At 62.2% G+C, this 17,460-nt stretch carries 16 protein-coding genes; 4 read left to right on the top strand and 12 right to left on the bottom strand.

Annotated features, from left to right (window positions below; translation table 11 throughout):
- The first annotated feature begins 253 nt into the window (after positions 1-253).
- Positions 254-1,783 carry an EAL domain-containing protein gene (locus PG898_RS14860; protein WP_270824480.1) on the top strand — a complete coding sequence of 510 codons (1,530 nt, stop codon included), beginning with the start codon at positions 254-256 and terminating at the stop codon, positions 1,781-1,783.
- Between the two features lie 166 nt (positions 1,784-1,949).
- Positions 1,950-3,047, top strand: a complete 1,098-nt coding sequence (locus PG898_RS14855; RefSeq protein ID WP_043129491.1) for a calcium:proton antiporter — start codon at positions 1,950-1,952, stop codon at positions 3,045-3,047.
- 192 nt (positions 3,048-3,239) lie between these two features.
- Here PG898_RS14855 and hutH read toward each other — a convergent pair whose 3' ends face one another.
- From hutH to ftsY, 10 genes are all read right to left on the bottom strand, one after another.
- On the bottom strand, positions 3,240-4,772 hold the full coding sequence (gene hutH, locus PG898_RS14850) for a histidine ammonia-lyase (protein WP_268435166.1): 1,533 nt from the start codon (positions 4,770-4,772) through the stop codon (positions 3,240-3,242).
- Between the two features lies 1 nt (position 4,773).
- A complete protein-coding gene (gene hutU, locus PG898_RS14845) occupies positions 4,774-6,477 on the bottom strand; it encodes a urocanate hydratase (RefSeq protein WP_042650568.1) in 1,704 nt (567 codons plus the stop codon).
- A gap of 66 nt (positions 6,478-6,543) precedes the next feature.
- Positions 6,544-7,482, bottom strand: coding sequence for a formimidoylglutamase (hutG, locus tag PG898_RS14840; RefSeq protein WP_270824479.1), 939 nt, complete (start codon positions 7,480-7,482; stop codon positions 6,544-6,546).
- Positions 7,475-8,710, bottom strand: coding sequence for an imidazolonepropionase (hutI, locus tag PG898_RS14835; RefSeq protein WP_270824478.1), 1,236 nt, complete (start codon positions 8,708-8,710; stop codon positions 7,475-7,477). Before hutI ends, hutG begins: the two co-directional genes overlap by 8 nt.
- 155 nt (positions 8,711-8,865) lie before the next feature.
- The gene (gene hutC, locus PG898_RS14830) at positions 8,866-9,570 is read right to left on the bottom strand and encodes a histidine utilization repressor (RefSeq protein WP_042650572.1); all 705 of its coding nucleotides are present in this window, start codon (positions 9,568-9,570) and stop codon (positions 8,866-8,868) included.
- Between the two features lie 11 nt (positions 9,571-9,581).
- Positions 9,582-10,241: a carbonate dehydratase gene (gene can, locus PG898_RS14825; protein ID WP_041206790.1), complete on the bottom strand. Its 660-nt coding sequence runs from the start codon at positions 10,239-10,241 to the stop codon at positions 9,582-9,584.
- A 128-nt stretch (positions 10,242-10,369) separates the two neighbouring features.
- The gene (gene rpoH, locus PG898_RS14820) at positions 10,370-11,224 is read right to left on the bottom strand and encodes an RNA polymerase sigma factor RpoH (RefSeq protein WP_043131310.1); all 855 of its coding nucleotides are present in this window, start codon (positions 11,222-11,224) and stop codon (positions 10,370-10,372) included.
- A 464-nt stretch (positions 11,225-11,688) separates the two neighbouring features.
- Positions 11,689-12,642: a permease-like cell division protein FtsX gene (gene ftsX, locus PG898_RS14815; protein ID WP_005323432.1), complete on the bottom strand. Its 954-nt coding sequence runs from the start codon at positions 12,640-12,642 to the stop codon at positions 11,689-11,691.
- Positions 12,642-13,313: a cell division ATP-binding protein FtsE gene (ftsE, locus tag PG898_RS14810; protein ID WP_005323433.1), complete on the bottom strand. Its 672-nt coding sequence runs from the start codon at positions 13,311-13,313 to the stop codon at positions 12,642-12,644. The genes ftsX and ftsE overlap by 1 nt, the downstream gene beginning before the upstream one ends.
- A gap of 70 nt (positions 13,314-13,383) precedes the next feature.
- Positions 13,384-15,198, bottom strand: a complete 1,815-nt coding sequence (ftsY, locus tag PG898_RS14805; protein ID WP_268423425.1) for a signal recognition particle-docking protein FtsY — start codon at positions 15,196-15,198, stop codon at positions 13,384-13,386.
- 111 nt (positions 15,199-15,309) lie between these two features.
- On the opposite strand from ftsY, the gene rsmD reads away from it, so the two are divergent.
- Together rsmD and PG898_RS14795 are read left to right on the top strand one after the other, a co-directional pair.
- Positions 15,310-15,939 (top strand): 16S rRNA (guanine(966)-N(2))-methyltransferase RsmD, encoded by a 630-nt coding sequence (gene rsmD, locus PG898_RS14800; protein WP_270824477.1) that lies wholly within the window; start codon positions 15,310-15,312, stop codon positions 15,937-15,939.
- A 116-nt stretch (positions 15,940-16,055) separates the two neighbouring features.
- On the top strand, positions 16,056-16,370 hold the full coding sequence (locus tag PG898_RS14795) for a DUF1145 domain-containing protein (RefSeq protein ID WP_043131306.1): 315 nt from the start codon (positions 16,056-16,058) through the stop codon (positions 16,368-16,370).
- A gap of 33 nt (positions 16,371-16,403) precedes the next feature.
- Here the strand turns inward: PG898_RS14795 and PG898_RS14790 are convergent, their stop codons facing one another.
- Together PG898_RS14790 and fabR are read right to left on the bottom strand one after the other, a co-directional pair.
- Positions 16,404-16,769 carry a YijD family membrane protein gene (locus tag PG898_RS14790; RefSeq protein WP_042650560.1) on the bottom strand — a complete coding sequence of 122 codons (366 nt, stop codon included), beginning with the start codon at positions 16,767-16,769 and terminating at the stop codon, positions 16,404-16,406.
- Between the two features lie 19 nt (positions 16,770-16,788).
- Positions 16,789-17,409, bottom strand: coding sequence for an HTH-type transcriptional repressor FabR (gene fabR / locus PG898_RS14785; protein ID WP_005323438.1), 621 nt, complete (start codon positions 17,407-17,409; stop codon positions 16,789-16,791).
- Positions 17,410-17,460: the final 51 nt, after the last annotated feature.

Below are 17,460 nucleotides of genomic sequence, written 5' to 3'. Positions count from 1 at the left end.
AATAGATACAGGAGTATTGAACACACGGTGAGTCAAACCGCACTGCTACTCTAGCGATTTCAGATAAGCTGGACAATTGTCATTTATGACAGGTCAGCGATTGAATCTCCATCAATCAATTTGTCATATTTGTTGTATATCAATGGATTATGATTATTGTTCCAAGTGTGAGCGATGTGACTCAAATCGAACCAGCTAATGCTATGATGTTGCCATCCATTTGCATCCCATGCGCCCACCGGGCAGGTATCCCTTGCGACGATCGTCTCCCTTCTGGATCAGTCTGCTGCTGCTCTGCCTGCCCGTGCTGGCGAGCCTTCCCCTCAGCCAGTTGCTGGGCAGTCCCCTGGCCCACCAGCTGTTGCAGCAGAAAAAGGCGCAGATAGAGGCCGCGCTGACGGAACGCCACAAGACGCTGGATGACAATATCCGCACTCAGCTGTCCAGGTTCGCCTTCGATTGCGGTCCAGCAGACATGGCTCTGCTGCGGGATCCCCGCTTCTACAACAGTCATATCCGGCTGCAGGGGATCCTGCTCGCCTCCGGCCGCGGCTGTTCCAGCCTGGGGCTGGATCTGCCCTTCACTCTGGCCGAGCTGCCCCCCTATCCCGAACAGGAGCAGTTTGGCCTCACGGCCACCCAGGCCCGCTTCAACACCGAGCAGGAGCTGGTCGCCTATTTCAGACAGGGAGATCATGTTGCCTATTGGGTGCTGAACAACAGCTGGGGCCACGATCAGCTGCAATCCCCCTGCTCGGGCTGCTTCTACCTCGAGTTTGGCCAGCAGAGTCCGGGCAAGGTCACCGCTCTCTTCCCCCGTGGCGACAAATCCATCAAGCAGGAGCCCGGTAACCAGAGTCTGAGCTTCTTCGATGCGGATCCCCAGATCAGGCAAACCCTGTGGGCGGGCAAGGCGCTGGAGGAGTATGCGAAGCAACAGGCCCGCCACTATGGCCTCTTGTATGGCGGTGCACTGGGACTCCTGCTGGTCGCCGTCTATTGGGTGCTGCGCAACTATCGCCGCTCCCTCAAGGGACTGCTGCAGGCAGGCCTGGTCCGGCGAGAGTTCATCCCCTTCTATCAACCCATAGTGGACAGTCGCAGCAGAAAGGTGGTCGGTTTCGAGGCGTTGCTGCGCTGGCAGCGGGGCCGGGAGCTGGTACCGCCAGGTACCTTCATAGACTATGCGGAAACACAGGGGTTGATCCTGCCCATGACGGAACAATTGCTGGAGCGGGTCATCGCAGATCTGCCCTGGCTGGAGCCGACGCAGTGGGTCAGCGTCAACATAGTGGCCGCCCACCTGGAGCAACCTCATCTACGCCCTCTGTTGCAACGCCACGGCTGGCCCTCCCCGGCCAGACTCACCTTCGAGCTGACCGAGCGCAAGCCGATCACCGATATCAAGGCGGCCATGGGAGAGATAGCGCAGCTCCAGGAGAAGGGGTATCACTTCAAGCTGGATGACTTTGGCACCGGTTATGGCGGTTTCGCCTACCTGCAGCGCCTCGGCATCCGCCAGATCAAGATCGACAAGATGTTCGTCGACACCATAGGCACCGACGATCTCAAACGCACCCTGCTGGACGCCATCATCGCCTTCGGCCATGAATCCGATATGGAGATGATCGCCGAAGGGGTCGAGACCCTGGAGCAGGTCGACTACCTGCACCGCCGTGGTGTCCACCTGATCCAGGGCTATGTCTATGCCAGACCCATGGCACTCCACAAGCTGAAGATCTGGCTGCTGGCATGGCGGCAGAGCCAGCCCGGCGGGCAATGAGCGCGAAACACGAGGGTTCCCGCCAGGAGACCCTCATTCCTTGCAACAAAATGATTCTCCTCTGACGGGACAACTCCCTTTATCATGGGCTGGCGCGCCCCTGTGGCGCGGCCTGTTGTCTCCCTACCCGTCGGCTACGGCCGCCCCGAGATGAGAACCACTGCCTATGAAGTCATTTATCCGGCAAGAGATTGCCCTGCCCGTTGGCCTGCTGACCCTGCTCTTCTTCAAGACCCTGGGCAGCAACCTGCTGACGGAAGCAACCCCTCTTGCGGTCTACCTGCCGGTGTCACTGGCCCTGCTCGCCATCGTCACCTGGGCCATCTTCTCCGTCGTACGCCACTCCGACGCCCTGGCCATCAAGCTGGGTGAACCTTTCGGTACCCTGATCCTGACCCTCTCGGTCATCTCCCTGGAAGTGGTGATGATCTCCTCCGTGATGCTGACCGGCGAGCCCAATCCCACCATGGCCCGCGACACCATGTTCGCGGTGGTGATGCTGGTGACCAACGGCCTAGTGGGCTTCACCTTGCTGTTTGGTGGCTGGCGCTATCACACCCAGAACTTCAATCTGGACGGGGTAAAATCCTACCTGGTCGCCATCATTCCGCTGGCCCTACTCTGCCTGGTGCTGCCGAACTTCACCCGGGGCGGCACCCTCGGCAGCATGTCCAGCGCCATGTCCTGGATGCTGATCATCATCTCGGTGCTGCTCTACGGCGTCTTCCTGCTGATCCAGACCCGCAGTCACAGCCACTTCTTCGTCGACAGCGACCACGAGGATCACGAAGATCATCACGGCATACTGCGCAGCAACGTCTACCACACCCTACTGCTGCTCGCCTACCTGGTGGTGGTGATCCTGCTGGCCAAGACCCTGGCCATCCCCATCAACTACGGGGTGCATGTGATGGAGGCCCCGGCCGCGCTGGGCGGTTTCATCGTGGCCTGTATCGTGCTTGCGCCGGAGGCGGTCGGCGCCATCAAGGCGGCTTTCAACAACCAGTTGCAGCGCGCCATGAACCTCTACTTCGGGTCCGTGCTGGCCACCATCGCCCTGACGGTCCCCTCGGTGCTGTTCATCGGCGCCCTGCTCGGGCAGGAGGTGCGCCTCGGTCTCGACGCTGCCAACATGGTGCTGCTCATCACCACCCTGATGGTCTGCAAGGTGACCTTCAGCAGCGGCCGCACCCATGCGCTGCACGGCGCCACCCATCTGGTGTTGTTTGTCGTTTATCTGTTCCTGATGTTCGAACACGAATAACCGGCGCCAGCACTCAGCAGTTGCTGTTCGTGGTCTATCTGTTCTTGATATTCGAGCACGAATAACCGGCGCCAGCGCTCAGCGGGTGCTGTTCGTGGTCTACCTGTTCCCGATGTTCAAACACGAATAACCGGCGCCAGAAACGACAAGACCGCCCATCGGGCGGTCTTTTGTTATGTGCGGGCTGACCCCTTAGAGGCTGGGCAGCACCCCGGCCGGGATCAGATCGTTGTAGCTGGCGGCGCCCAGCAGGGCGGCGGCGGCCTCGATGTCCGGCGAGAAGTATCTGTCCTTGTCGTAGAAGCTGACCTCTTCACGCAGTCGCCCCTTGGCCAGCTCGATAAGCTCTGTGCTGCGCAGGGGCGCGCGGAAGTCCAGGCCCTGGGCAGCGGCGAGCAGCTCGACCGCCAGTATGCCGCGGGTGTTCTCCGCCATGTCTGCCAGACGGCGACCGGCGAAGGTGGCCATGGAGACGTGATCCTCCTGGTTGGCGGAGGTGGGCAGGCTGTCCACCGAGGCCGGGTGAGCCAGCGTCTTGTTCTCGGAGGCGAGCGCCGCCGAGGTGACCTGGGCAATCATGAAGCCGGAGTTGACGCCACCATTGTTGACCAGGAAGGCGGGCAGGCCGGACATGCGTGAGTCGATCAGCAGCGCCATGCGTCGCTCGGAGAGCGAGCCAATCTCGGCGATGGCCAGCGCCAGGTTGTCGGCGGCGAAGGCCACCGGCTCTGCGTGGAAGTTGCCGCCGGAGAGGATCTCCTCGTCCTCGGCAAACACCAGGGGGTTGTCGGAGACCGCATTGGCCTCGCACACCAGCACCTCGGCGGCGTGGCGGATTTGTGCCAGACAGGCTCCCATCACCTGGGGCTGGCAACGCAGGGAATAGGGATCCTGCACCTTCTCGCAGTTGTGGTGGGACATGCCGATCTCGCTGCCATCCACCAGCAGGTGGCGATAGCAGGCGGCGGCGTCGATCTGGCCGCGCTGGCCGCGCACCTCATGGATGCGGGCATCGAACGGCCGGCGGCTGCCCAGCGCCGCCTCCACACTCATGGCGCCTATGGTGATGGCACCGGCGAACAGATCCTCGGCATGGAACAAGCCTTCCAGCGCAAACGCGGTGCTGGCCTGGGTGCCGTTGAGCAGGGCCAGCCCCTCTTTCGGCGCCAGGGCGATGGGCTCGAGCCCGGCAATCTTGAGCGCCGTGGCGGCGTCGATAAGCTCGCCCTTGTGGCGGGCCTTGCCCTCCCCGATCAGCAGACAGCTCATATGGGCCAGGGGCGCCAGGTCGCCGGAGGCGCCGACGGAGCCCTTCTTCGGCACCACAGGATAGACTTCGGCGTTGATGAGGCGCATCAGGGCCTCGAGCACCGTCAGGCGGATGCCGGAGAAGCCGCGAGCCAGGGAGTTGACCTTGAGCACCATCATCAGCCGCACGGTAGCGTCATCCATGTACTCGCCAATCCCTGCGGCATGGGAGAGCACGATGGAGCGTTGCAGCTCGTCCAGCTGCTCCACCGGGATGCGGGTGTTGGCCAGCAGGCCAAAGCCGGTGTTGATGCCGTAGACCACGCGGTTTTGCTCTATCACCTTGGTGACCACGGCCGCGGAGGCGTGGATCCCCGCTAGGGCGGCCGGATCCAGGCTGACATGGACAGGCTCGCGGCTGACGCGGCGCAGGGTGGCGAGGCAGAGCTTGCCCGGTTGCAGATTGAGTTCGAACATCTTATTTCGCTCCCTTGCCAGCCGTGTTCAGCATCGGCAGATCCAGTTTCGCCTCATGGGCGCAGTTGATGGCAATCTCGTAGCCGGCGTCGGCGTGACGCATCACCCCGGTGGCCGGGTCGTTGCGCAGCACGCGGCCGACCCGCTTGGCGGCGTCATCGGTACCGTCACAGACGATGACCACGCCGGAGTGCTGGGAGAAGCCCATGCCCACACCACCACCGTGGTGCAGGGAGACCCAGGTCGCACCGCCCGCGGTGTTGAGCAGGGCGTTGAGCAACGGCCAGTCGGAGACGGCATCGGAGCCGTCCATCATGGATTCGGTCTCGCGGTTCGGGCTCGCCACCGAACCGGAGTCCAGGTGGTCGCGGCCGATCACCACGGGGGCTTTCAGCTCGCCATTCTTCACCATCTCGTTGAAGGCGAGGCCGAGGCGAACACGATCCTTGACCCCGACCCAGCAGATCCGCGCCGGCAGACCCTGGAAGGCGATGCGCTCGCGGGCCATGTCGAGCCAGTTGTGCAGATGGGGATCATCGGGGATCAGCTCCTTCACCTTCTGGTCGGTCTTGTAGATGTCTTCCGGATCACCGGACAGAGCCACCCAGCGGAAGGGGCCAATGCCCTCGCAGAACAGCGGACGAATGTAGGCCGGTACGAAGCCGGGGAAGTCGAAGGCGTTTTTCACCCCTTCCTCCAGCGCCATCTGGCGGATGTTGTTGCCGTAATCCAGGGTGGCCGCGCCGCGGGCTTGCAGGGTCAGCATGGCTTCCACCTGGCGCGCCATGGAGTGACGAGCCGCCTGGTTCACCTCCTGGGGCGCAGATTTTTGCAGCTCGCGCCACTGGGCGACGCTCCATCCTTGCGGCAGGTAGCCGTGGATCGGGTCGTGGGCTGAGGTCTGGTCGGTCACCACGTCCGGGGTGATGCCACGGGCCACCAGCTCGGCGAAGACGTCGGCGGCGTTGCCGAGCAGACCGACGGAGACGGCGGTACCGCTCTGCTTGGCCTCCTCGACCATGGCCAGCGCCTCATCCAGGCTATGAGCCTTCTTGTCGACGTAGCGGGTCTTCAAGCGAAAATCGATGCGGGTCTCGTCGCACTCGACGGCGATCATGGAGAAGCCGGCCATGGTGGCGGCCAGGGGCTGGGCGCCGCCCATGCCACCCAAGCCCCCGGTGAGGATCCAGCGCCCCGCAGGCGAGCCGTTGAAGTGCTGGTTCGCCACCGCGAAGAAGGTCTCGTAGGTGCCCTGCACTATCCCCTGGGTGCCGATGTAGATCCAGGAGCCGGCGGTCATCTGGCCGTACATCATCAAACCCTTCTTATCGAGCTCGTTGAAGTGCTCCCAGTTGGCCCAGTGGGGTACCAGGTTGGAGTTGGCGATCAGCACCCGGGGCGCGTCCTTGTGGGTCTGGAACACCCCGACCGGCTTGCCGGATTGCACCAGCAGGGTCTGGTCGTCCTCGAGACGGGTCAGCACCTCGACGATCTTGTCGTAGCAGGCCCAGTTGCGGGCGGCACGGCCGATGCCGCCATAGACCACCAGGGACTGGGGATGCTCGGCCACTTCCGGATCCAGGTTGTTCATCAGCATCCGCAGGGGCGCCTCGGTCAACCAGCTCTTGGCGGTCAACTCGGTGCCGCGGGGGGCGCGAATGACCCGGCTCGGGTCGTGACGGGGATCCTGGTGTTGCACAGACATAGACACTCCTTGTTTATCAATGCAGCCGCCATGCGGGGGCACAGTGCCCCCTGGCGAGTCGGCCGACTACTTGGTTAGTTGATGGACCAGCCGGGCGGCCACGCGGGCGCTGCGGTTGTCCAGATCCAGACTCGGGTTGTACTCGGCCAGATCGGCAAGCCTGAGCTTGCCGCTGGCCCGGATATGGGCGATCAGGGGTTCGATGACCGCCAGCTCGATGCCGCGGGCGGCGGGTGCGCTCACCCCCGGCATCACGGCGGCAGGCAGCACGTCGAGATCCAGGGTGAGGTAGAGGTGGTCGCAACGGGCGATAAAGGCATCCAACCCGTTCAGAAGCTCGGGCAGGTCAGCCGGAGTCATCTCCACGTCCAGCACGTGCCAGACCCCCAGTTCATTGGCGCGGGCAAACAGCGCTTGGGTATTGGCGGTCTCAGCCACCCCGAGGCAGGCGTAAGTAAAGGGCGTACCCTGGGCGGCGCACTGCTCGGCAATCTGGAAGAAGGGGGTGCCTGAGCTTGCCAGCTCCTGTTTCATGCGCAGGTCAAAGTGGGCATCGAAGTTGATGATGCCGACCCGGCCCTTGCCGCCCAGATGGCGATTGAGGCCGCTCCAGCTGCCGAAGGCCACCTCGTGACCGCCCCCCAACACCAGGGGGAAGTGGCCCAGATCCAGCGCGCTCGCAACCCGTTCCGCCAGCCGGTCGTGGGCGGCATCGAGATCGCCGTCCTCGCAGGCCAGATCGCCGCCGTCATGGACGGGTCGGCCCAGATGCCAGGCGGTGTTGGCTAGCAGCTTGCGTATCGCCAGCGGCGCGGCGGCGGCGCCGACCCGCCCCTTGTTGCGGCGCACCCCTTCGTCACAGGCAAAACCGAGCAGCACCACGCCGGGCTCGCTGTCGGCTTGCCAGGGTTGCACCTTGTTGTGCCAGCGCAGGGCCAGTTCACCATCTTCCGGATCCTGGCGCCCCTGCCAGACCGACATGTCGGTCATGTTGAACTTATCCATGGAGTGTCTCCTCCCCGTTGAGGACCCGGCTGACCAGTTGATCGACCCCGATCAGGTAGCTGATCTCGGAGGGGTGGGCGCAATTCCAGATCAGAAAATCGGCCTGCATACCCACCCTCAACTGCCCCAGACGCTCCTGCTCGCCGAGCGCCCGGGCGGCGTGGCGGGTCACCCCGGCCATGGCCTCCACCGGGGTCAGGCCGAACAGGGTGCAGGCCATGTTCATGGCCATGCGCAGGGAGACGATGGGGGCCGTGCCCGGATTGATGTCGGAGGAGACCGCCATGGGCACGCCCGCCTTGCGCAGGGCGGTGACCGGCGGCAGCTTGGTCTCCTTCAGGAAATAGAAGGCGGTAGGCAGCAGAGTGGCGACCACGCCACGGTGGGCCAGCGCCTGGATCCCGTCCTGATCCAGATACTCCAGGTGATCCACCGAGAGGGCGCCGAAGTTGGCGGCGAGCGTGCTCCCCCCCAGGTTGGAGAGCTGCTCCATGTGCCCCTTCACCGCGAGATTGTATTGATCCGCCGCCAGATAGACCTGCTCGGTCTGGGCCAGGGAGAAGCCGATGTGCTCGCAGAAGACATCTACCGCATCCGCCAGACCCGCCTCGGCCGCTGCCGGGATGATCTCCTGGCAGATGGTCTCGACCCAGGAGTCGGGATCGTCGCGGTACTCCGGCGGCACCGCATGGGCGGCCAGCAGGGTGCTCTTGACCCGGATGGGCAGCGCCTCCCCCAGTCGGCGGGCGACCCGCAGCATCTTGAGCTCGTCCGCCAGGGTGAGGCCATAGCCGGACTTGATCTCCACGGTAGTGACCCCTTCCCGGATCAGGGACTTGATCCTCGGCACCGCCAGCTCATAGAGCAGATCCTCGCTGGCCGCGCGGGTGGCGCGCACAGTGGAGATAATACCACCCCCCTTGCGGGCGATCTCCGCATAGGGGACCCCCTTCTGGCGCAGCTCGAACTCCTCGGCCCGGCTGCCGGCAAAGATGAGGTGGGTGTGGCAATCGATGAGGCCAGGGGTCACCAGCCTGCCCTTCATGTCACGCCAGTGGGCGGGATAGGGCCCCTTGAGATCCTGCATGGGGACCAGGGCGTGGATCCTGCCCTCATGCACACCGAGGACATGGGGTTCCAGCAGACCATAGTCCGCCAGATCGGAGCGCAGGGTGGCGGGTGTCACGTTGAGCCAGACCCGCTCGCAGTTCAACAGTTCCTTGTTCATATCGACCCCTAAATGTATATACAATAATTTATAGCCGATCTCTGATGAGAAAGAAAGGATCAAGTTCACATCTTGATAACAGCGGTTTTATTAGAGTTTAAGCACAAAAAAGCCCACCAAGGGGTGGGCTTTCAAAACAAGATATATATATACAATTAAGTCAGTCGGGTCTTGGAGCTCAACTTGTAGCGGGAGCCTGGCGAGAGCAGGCGAGCATAGGAGACCAGAAAGCCATCCGACCAGGTGCGGCGATGCAGCAGCAGGCAGGGGGTATCGACCCGCACCTGCAGCAAGCCCGCCTCGCCGGCGCTCGGCAGCACCGCCTCCACCACGTGCTCCATCTCGGAGAGGGGGCAGATTTCCATCAGATAGCTGTTCGGCGTCTGCTGGGTGAAGTCCTGCTCGCCATAGCCGGGCAGACGCTCGGCATCGACGAAACGCTCCTCCAGTTGCAGCGGCTCCCCATCGGCCTGATGGACGATCAGGCTGTGAAAGGTGGGCGCCCCGACCCGCAAACCCAGTCGCACCGCCACCTTCTCGTCGGCAGCCTGACGCTGCAGGCGGATCACCCGGGCGCTGTACTGGCTGCCCCGTTCGGCGATCTCGTCGGCGATGTTGCGAATGGCCAGCAGCGGCGACTCGGCGCGCCTGTCCGCCACGAAGCTGCCGGATCCGGCGGTGCGATTGAGCCAGCCCTCGGCCACCAGCTCACGCAGCGCCTTGTTGACCGTCATCCGGCTCACGGCAAACTGCTCGCACAGGGCGGCCTCGGTCGGGATCCTGTCGCCCGCCTGATAGTGGCGTTCGCGGATCCCGTCCAGGATGTGCTGTTTGATCTGCAGATAGAGGGCGGGTGCCACCAATGGATTCCTCAGCGACGACGGTGAGGCGGACGCATGTCCGGCCAGGCGCGGTAGACGTCCGGGATCTGATCAGGGCCGCTGATGCAGAGATCGAGATCGTGCAGCAGACCGTCCTTGATGCCGTAGATCCAGCCGTGCACCGCCAGCTCCTGCCCCTTGCGCCAGGCATTCTGGATGATGGTGGTATGGCAGACGTTGGCGACCTGCTCGGCCACGTTCAGCTCGCACAGGTAGTCGAAGCGCTCGTGCTCATCCTCGATGGCTTCGAGCTCTTCGCCGTACTTGAAATAGACATCCTTGATGTTGCGCAGCCAGTTGTCGATGAGGCCCAGCTCCTGGTTCTGCATCGCCGCCTTGACGCCGCCGCAACCGTAGTGGCCGCAGACGATGATGTGTTTCACCTTGAGCACCTCCACCGCGTATTGCAGCACGGAGAGGCAGTTGAAATCGGTGTGCACCACCAGATTGGCGACGTTGCGGTGGACGAAGACATCCCCCGGCAGCAGCCCCATCAGCTGGTTGGCGGGAACCCGGCTGTCGGAACAGCCGATCCAGAGGTACTCGGGCGCCTGCTGGGCGGATAGGGTAGCGAAGAACTCGGGATCTTCGGCCTTGATCCGTTCCGCCCACTCGCGGTTGTTGGTAAACAGGTCGTTCAACAGTTTCACTTCTGCTCTCCCTAACTGTGGCAGTGGCGGCAACATACCATACACAAGGGTAACCAAGGCAAGGCCGACCAGATCCCCGCGAAACAAAAACAGGGCCATCAGGCCCTGTTTTCTACAAGAGAATGCCCTCAGGCATCCATGGCGTCTTTCAGCTTCTTGAGTGCGTTCTTCTCAAGCTGGCGCACACGCTCGGCCGAGACGCCGTAAGTATCAGCCAGCTCCTGCAGGGTGGTCTTGCTCTCGTCATCAAGCCAGCGGGCACGGATGATGTGCTGGCTGCGCTCGTCCAGGGTCGCCATGGCCGCGCTCAGGCGACGGGTGGCATGGCTGTCCCAGTTGTCGTTCTCGATGGTGGCGGCCAGATCGGAAGACTTGTCTTCCAGATAATGGACGGGAGCGAAGCCACCTTCATCCTCATCGTCACCGACCAGGTCGAAGGCCTGATCGTAGTTGCTCATGCGCGCTTCCATCTCGGTGACGTCCGCGGCAGAGACCCCGAGATCCGCGGCAACGGCCTGAACCTCTTCGTGGTTCAGCCAGCCCAGACGCTTCTTGGACTTGCGCAGGTTGAAGAACAGCTTGCGCTGGGCCTTGGTGGTGGCCACCTTGACCATGCGCCAGTTGCGCAGCACATATTCGTGGATCTCGGCCTTGATCCAGTGCACGGCGAAGGAAACCAGGCGCACCCCGACACTCGGGTCGAAGCGCTTGACGGCCTTCATCAGGCCGATGTTGCCTTCCTGCACCAGATCGGCCTGAGGCAGGCCATAGCCGGAGTAGCTCTTGGCCACGTGAACGACAAAACGCAGATGCGACATGACCAGCTGACGGGCAGCCTCGAGGTCGCCACCCTGCTGCAAACGCATCGCCAGTTCACGCTCTTCCTCTGCGCTCAGCACGGGGATCGAGTTGACGGCCTGGATATAGCCTTCCAGACTACCTTGCGGAATCATAGCCATAGTGCGTTGCAATGAAGTTCCCATGTTCTACCTCTTACTTTTCAATCAAATCAGTCTAACACCCTGAGAGGGTCTGTCTACTGACCGGGAGTCATTCTGCGGCCCACATCAAACACAAGTCAAACATCGGCCTCAGCGTGAGCCCGGCCTATCTTAGGCCGACGGGATGAATCATAAATGAACGGTCAAAAAAAAGGGGTCACAATGAAGGACCCCTGAAAAGTAGCATGCTAAGTCCATTGTTGCGGAGCTCGCAACCTTCACATGCTTGCCAAGTCAGACGAGCAAGGCAGAGGGGCCACACCCGTATACATTCTGTTGCACTAGATAGACTGTTTATAAATCAAAAGGTTCACAGGATCCAAATATGATCCTTGGCGCAGGCATCATTCAGATTACTCTGAGAAAGTGGCCCGTGCCAGAAACGGGCCACTCTTTTACTTGATCCAGTTCGCAAAATCCAGCGTTTTAAAATGCTGATAAATTAATCAGGACGGTTCTATGTCACGAATGTGCCTGTGCACCGAGAACCAGGACGCGATCAACCCCAGCAAGGCCCCCAACAGTATGAGGTTGAAGCCGTCGAACGCCCCCATCCCCACCAGCCGGAAGTTGCTGTTGTAAAGCCCCGCCAGCTCCTTCACCACCCCCTCGCTCCAGATCACCATTACCTCGGTCAGCCACCAGGCCAGCATGCCGCCGATGACCCCGAACCAGATGCCGGTGTAGAGGAAGGGACGGTGAATGAAGGCATCGGTCGCCCCCACCAGCTTGAGCACTTCGATCTCGGATCTCTGGTTGAGAATATTGAGCCTGAGGGTGTTGCCGACGATCAGCAGCACGGCAGAAAGCAGCAGCACCGCTATGCCGGTGATGGTGTGACGCAACAGGTTCATGATCCCCTGCAACCGGGTCAGCCACTGCAGATCCAGCTTGCCCTGCTCGATGCCGGGTTCGTTCTCCAGCTTGGCGAGCAGCTCGGCGGCCCCTTCCGGATTCTGCCAGCGCGGATCCGGGATGACGCTCAGCACAGGCGGTAGCGGGTTGCTGTCGAGGTAATCGAGGGCATCGCCGAAACCGGAGATCTCGCGGAACTCCTTGAGCGCCTCGTCCCGGTTCATATAAGTGACGGATTCCACCTCGGGATAGAGCAGGATCCGCTGCTTCATGTCGAGGATGCTCTGCTCCGGCAGATCCTTGCGCAGATAGAGGGATATCTGGGAGCTGGTCTGCCAGCTCCCTTCCACCACTTCGGCGTTCTTCAGCAGCACGTGAAAGCAGGAAGGCAGCGCCAGACTGACACCAAGCACCGCCAGCGTCATCAGGGAAGCAAGCGGATTGCGCCACAGCTCTCCCAGGCTGGCAAAGGCCTGACGCACGTGGTCCACACCGTACATCATCAGACGGCGCAGCGGCGGCTGTTTATGACGAACGATAGCCATCAGCTCTCCTCCTGCTCTTGGGAATACATGCGCCCTGCCTTCAGGGTCAGGGTGCGATAGCGCATGCGGGCGATCAGCCCCAGATCGTGGGTGGCAATCAGCACCGAGACCCCGAAGCGGTTGAACTCCTCGAACAGTCGCATGATGTCCATGGAGAGCTGAGGATCCAGGTTGCCGGTCGGTTCATCCGCCAGCAGCAGGGGCGGCTTGTTGACGATGGCCCGGGCGATGCCGACCCGCTGCTGCTCACCACCGGAGAGCATGCGCGGCTGGTAACGCTCCTTGCCGAGCAGGCCGACCTTGTCCAGCGCCGCCGCCACTCGCTTGTTGATGTCAGCATGGCTATAGCCATCGATCACCAGTGGCAGGGCCACGTTGTCGAACACGGTTCTGTCCATCAGCAGCCGGTGATCCTGGAAGATCATGCCGATCTGGCGACGCACATAGGGGATCTGGCTGCGCTGGATATGACTGACGTCATCGCCATGGAAGAAGACGCGCCCATCGGTCGGCCGCTCCATCACGCTGATGAGCTTGAGGAGGGTACTCTTGCCCGCCCCCGAGTGGCCGGTCAGGAAGGCCATTTCCCCCTTGCGCAGGTGGAAGCTGACCTTCTGCAGCGCCTGATGGCCACCGCTGTATACCTTGCTGACCTTGTCAAAACGGATCATAACGGTTTCCTGATATTGACAAACCCCGACCTGGGTCGGGGTATGGAACACTTACTCATCGCGGCCGGACTCATTCATCGCGGCTGAAGAGTGCCTCGATAAAGTCGTTGGCAACGAAGGGACGCAGATCGTCGATCCCCTCGCCCACCCCGATGTAGCGGATCGGGATCTGGAACTTGTCGGCCACCGCGAAGATGACGCCGCCCTTGGCGGTCCCGTCCAGTTTGGTGAGGGTGATGCCGTTCAAGCCCACCGCCTCGCTGAACAGCTTGGCCTGGCTCAGGGCATTCTGGCCTGTGCCCGCATCCAGGGTCAGCATGATCTCGTGAGGCGCTTCCTCATCCAGCTTCTTCATCACCCGCACCACCTTCTTGAGCTCTTCCATCAGGTTGCTCTTGTTCTGCAGGCGGCCAGCGGTATCGGCGATCAGCACGTCGGCACCTCGGGAGCGGGCAGCCTCGATGGCGTCATAGATGACGGAGGCGGAGTCGGCGCCAGTGTGCTGGGCGATCACCGGAATGTTGTTGCGCTGACCCCACACCTGCAACTGCTCGACCGCAGCGGCACGGAAGGTATCACCCGCCGCCAGCATCACGCTTTTGCCTTCGGCCTGGAACTGCTTGGCCAGCTTGCCGATGGTGGTGGTCTTGCCGACGCCGTTCACGCCGACCATCAGGATCACATAGGGTTTCTTGCTGGTGTCGATCACCAGCGGCTGCTCGACTTTCGCCAGCATCTCGCCCATGTCCTGCTTGAGCAGGCCATAGAGCGCCTCGGCATCCTTGAGCTGCTTGCGGTCCGCGTGCTGCACCAGGCTTTCAATGATGCGGCTGGTGGTATCCACGCCGAGATCGGCGGTCAGCAGCTGGGTCTCCAGCTCCTCGAACAGCTCGTCATCGATCTTCTTGCCACGGAACAGGCCGAAGAAGCCGGAGCCGATATTTTCCTTGGTACGCACCAGGCTGCGCTTGAGGCGGGCAAAGAAGCCCTCCCGCTGCGGCTTGTCCTGAGTGTCGTCGTCCACCTTGGCGGCCAGGGGCAGGGCTGCCAGCGCGGCGGCATCAGCCTCCATCTCGGCCACCAGACGCAGATCTTCCGCTCGCTGTGCCTCTTTGGCGATACGGGCTTCCTCGGCAGCCTGAGCCTCGGCGGCAATGCGAGCTTCTTCTGCGGCTCGGGCTTCGGCAGCAATACGGGCCTCTTCCGCAGCCTGGGCTTCGGCGGCAACACGAGCGGCTTCCGCAACCTGAGCCTCGGCGGCAACACGAGCGGCTTCCGCAGCCTGTGCCTCGGCGGCAATACGAGCAGCTTCGGCAGCTTGTGCCTCGGCGGCAACACGAGCGGCTTCCGCAGCCTGGGCCTCGGCGGCAACGCGGGCAGCTTCCGCAGCTTGCGCTTCGGCAGCAACACGAGCGGTTTCCGCAGCCAGGGCTTCAGCGGCGACACGGGCGGCTTCGGTAGCCTGGGCGTCAGCGGCAACACGGGCGGCTTCCGCAGCCTGGGCCTCAGCAGCAACGCGAGCAGCTTCCACAGCTTGTGCCTCGGCGGCAACACGAGCAGCTTCCGCAGCCTGGGCCTCAGCGGCAACGCATGCAGCTTCGACAGCCTCGGCCTCGGCGGCGATCAGCGCCTCATTGACGATGACAGGCTCGAGTTCGGAGGCAGGTTCCTCCACCACCAGGGGACCTTCGTCAGGGGTCGCCAGGGGCGCCTCGTGCAATACAGCAGGGGCCTCGGTCAGGGAAACATCAGCGACGGGAGTGGGGGCAACGGGGGCCTCGGACTCGGCGACAGCCGGGGTGGCGTCAGGGGCCTGTGATTGGACGGCCTCAGCCTCTTCTTTCTTGCGGCCGAAACCCAGCCAGGAAAACAAACCTTTTGCCATCTAAAAAATACTCACTTCGTTGGCTGACTGCTAAGATAGCCGTCCCTCGGCGGGTCGGCATAAAAATGAACCGCCTTATACTACCACTTTATTTTCTGACGACGAAACGCGATGCCCAGAGTGAAATCCAGCCGTAACAGCCCGAGCAAGAGCCCAGCCCCCCAGGGGCGAGCGGGCGTGGTAAGAATCATCAGCGGCCAGTGGAAGGGCCGTAAACTGCCGGTCAGGGATGTGGACGGACTCAGACCCACCACGGATCGCGTCAAGGAGACCATCTTCAACTGGCTGGCCCCTCATGTCCGTGGCACCCGCTGTCTCGACCTGTTTGCCGGCAGCGGCGGCCTGGGGCTGGAGGCGTTGTCGCGCTACGCCGAGCAGGTCACCCTGGTCGAAATGGACAAGGGGGCCGCCGATCAGCTCAAGAAAAGCCTGCTCACTCTGGGTTCAAGCCAGGGACAGGTGATCCAGGCCGATGCGGTAAGCTGGCTGCAAGGCCCCGCCACCCCCTTCGATCTGGTGTTCCTGGATCCGCCGTTTCGCCGTGAACTGCTGCCCCAGGTGTGCGATCTGCTGGAACAGCGCGGCTGGCTGGCGCCGAATGCCCTCATCTATCTTGAACGAGAAAAAGAGATGAGCGATCTGCCCCTTCCTGCCAGCTGGAAACAACTCAAGGACAAACAAGCGGGTCAGGTCTGCTATCAGCTCTATCTGCGAGACATCCAGGATGACGCTGCGGTTTAAATACCGGGTAGGTACGGGAGGTGGGCGCTATGCCCCTCCTCGTCAATCTGGGCAACGACTCAAGGACAAGCAGGCCGGTCAGGTCTGTTATCAACTCTATGTACGGGAGGTAGACGATGAAGCGGGTGTTTAATCTATTGGCGATGGGTGTGTTGCTGTTCTTCTGGTTCGGCGTGGTGCTCGCCCTGCTGGGCACCCTGCCGGGCAAACTGAACGGCTTTCTGCCGGTTTGTGGCGTCATCGTGATCCTGATGCACTGGGTACAGGCGAGCATGATCAAGGCCGCCTGCAAGCCCTACTTCGCGGTCACTCGCCTCGAATTCACTCAGGTGCTGATCTTCGGCGTGTTCGGCATGATGGAGATCCGGGCCAAGCTGCAAGCCATCATAGATGCCAGACAGAGAGGCGAAACGCCGCCCAGGGTCGACTAACCACCGGCAAATCGAACCAGAAGGAGTGATGCGTCACTCCTTCGCTTTTTTCCCCAGGCTGATCCCGAGCTTGATGGAGAGCACCGCGAGCAGCAGCAGCATGGCGATGAGGGAGAAGAAGTTGCTGCCAAGCTCCGGGTACTGCACCTTGAGCAGCGCCGAATGGCCGAACACCCCGATAAAGAAGCAGAGCAGGATGCAACTGGGGGTATTGCCGACCATGGGCTCGTGGCGATAGTGCTGATAGAGCTGGTAGGCCGCCAACAACAGGGCGATCAGGGGGAAGAAGGAGAAGGGCACAACCGACTCGGTCAGCACCGACAGGAAGGCATCACCGCAGATGCCGATGAGCAGGGCCAGCAGCAGGGGTTTCTTCGGGATCGCGTTCGATTCATGCATGGGACTGTCCATCCTTGACTTATGAGAGAGATTCGCGGCGCTTGCGGTTCAGAACCTCGGCGCCCATGGCGATCATTCGCAACTGGCTGATGGTGCGTTCTGACAGGGCCCGGCACTCTTCGGGTGTCATGTCGAGGGCGTCGGCACCGGCGCTGAAGACGATGGTGACCATGGCTTCGGCCTGGATGTAGGCCTCTTCCCGTGGTGCCTGTGTGGTCGCCTCCAGATAATCGGTCAGCTCGGCGATGAAGTGCTGGATCTCGCGGGCCACCGCCTGGCGAAACGCCGCAGAGGTACCGGAACGCTCGCGCAGCAGCAGCCGGAAGATGTTCGGGTTGTTTTCGACGAATTCCATGAAGGTCTGCACCGAGGTGCTGATGACGCTGCCACCACCGGCGATGCGCTGGCGCGCCTGGCGCATCAGCTGGCGCAGGGTCAGGCCGCCCTCGTCCACCAGGGTCAGCCCCAGCTCTTCCATGTCGCGAAAATGACGATAGAAGGAGGTCGGCGCAATGCCCGCCTCCCTGGCCACTTCCCGCAGGCTGAGGTTGGAGAAGCTGCGGTTGGCACAGAGTTGACTGAACGCCGCGTCGATCAGCGTACGCCGGGTCTTTTCTTTTTGTTGCGCGCGAATACCCACGAAAACAGTCACCTTGCGATTAGCGAGGCCAGATGATAACCCGAAGGCGGG

This window comes from Aeromonas sp. QDB31 (genome assembly GCF_027707605.1).
GTDB lineage: Bacteria > Pseudomonadota > Gammaproteobacteria > Enterobacterales > Aeromonadaceae > Aeromonas > Aeromonas media.
This window is presented reverse-complemented; position numbering and strand designations above follow the sequence as displayed.